At 53.9% G+C, this 1,551-nt stretch carries 1 protein-coding gene and 1 pseudogene; one reads left to right on the forward strand and one right to left on the reverse strand.

Going from position 1 to position 1,551, the window contains the following annotated elements:
* Nucleotides 1-74: 74 nt before the first annotated feature.
* Nucleotides 75-841: pseudogene (locus U1739_RS20920) on the reverse strand (IS5 family transposase).
* Nucleotides 842-1,111: 270 nt separating this feature from the next.
* Between U1739_RS20920 and U1739_RS20925 the strand changes: the two are divergent.
* On the forward strand, nt 1,112-1,551 hold a 440-nt coding region (locus tag U1739_RS20925), incomplete at its 3' end, for an alternative oxidase (protein ID WP_332710550.1).

The following is a 1,551-nucleotide window of genomic DNA, read 5'->3' on the forward strand; positions in this document are numbered from 1 at the left end:
TCAAAACACCGAAAACACCACAATCGAACCCATCGGAGCACATAATGCCTAATGTCAGACAGCGTATTGCATCACTAGGACCTGTTGACAAATTCACGCATCCACAGGCGGATTGAGACGAGGTGGATGAAGCCGAGATAGCTGTCGGCGGTTTTGTCGTATCGGGTGGCCAGCCTTCGGGCGTTTTTGAGCTTGTTGAAGCATCGTTCGACCATGTTGCGCAGGGCGTAAATGTCGGGATCGACCGGCAGTTGGATCAGCCGGTTACGCTTGGTCGGGATCATCGCAATGCCGCCGCGCCTTTACATATCTTGGCGAATGAAATCAGCATCATACCCTTTATCCGCCAGTAGCACCTTGGGTGCTGGCCCATCGGCATCCATGATCGGCAGATAGCCTTTGAAATCGGAGACTTCGCCGCCGGTTAGAGCAAAGGCTATGGGTAGGCCCAGCGCATTGATGCGGAGATGGATCTTGGTCGTAAAGCCACCTTTTGAGCGGCCAAGACCCTGGCACGGAGTCCCCCTTTAGCGCCGGCTGAACAATGGTGCGCCCGGATTATTGTGCTGTCGATCATTTGCAGGCTGGGTTTGCCGCCGCCGCTGTCGTTGAACGCTTCGAGTAGCAACTCCCACAAGCCGGACAGCGTCCAGCGCCGGAACTGGCGGTAAACCGACGACCACTTGCCGAAATGTTCGTGCAGGTCGCGCCAGGCAACGCCTGTTCGCGCAATCCAGAAAATCCCATCGAGAACAAGCCGATGGTTCCTCGGACGACGCCCGCTGCGCGGCCCGCGCTCGATCACGAATGGCTCAAGGCAAGCCCATTCCTCGTCGCTCATCAAACCCCGGATCAAGATAGCCTCCCCAAAAGCTACCTTGAATCAGATACTGGCCCTTTTGGGAATCCCCTTTGTCAACAGATCCTAGCCACTTTACCCGCAGAAATTTTTCTTCGGCTCGAAACGGTTTGACCCGAGGCTCTGCGATCCAACCTTTTGCTGCTGATACAACGAGAGTTGCAAAAAAGTAAACTCAGAGCAATCTGATTTTGCATTGCCCAAGGTGGGCCAATGGGCGTTAACAGAACACGTTATCATTGGAACAAGCTTATGTCTTACTACAGCGACATTCAATCTACCCATAATAAACCCGTCGGGTTCTCGGACTGGTTTGCATTGCGCATAACTAAAACGCTCCGCTGGGGCGCCGACACATTTTTTGCCAAGCGATACGGCAATCGTGCGATCGTTTTGGAAACGGTCGCTGGCGTGCCGGGTATGGTCGGGGCGACCTTATCGCATCTGCGTGCCCTTCGGCTGATGCAGGATGACCTCGGCTGGATCCGCACCTTGATGGACGAAGCGGAGAATGAGCGGATGCATTTGATGACCTTCATCGAAATCGCGCAGCCATCTTGGTTCGAGCGGATGGTTATTTTGACTGTGCAGTGGGTTTTCTACATCTTTTTCTTCTTCCTCTATCTGATTTCAAGCAAGACCGCCCACCGTCTGGTCGGCTATTTCGAGGAAGAAGCCGTGCTTAGTTACAC

Origin of the sequence: Parasphingomonas puruogangriensis, assembly GCF_036663635.1 — a bacterium.
Classification (GTDB): domain Bacteria; phylum Pseudomonadota; class Alphaproteobacteria; order Sphingomonadales; family Sphingomonadaceae; genus Sphingomonas.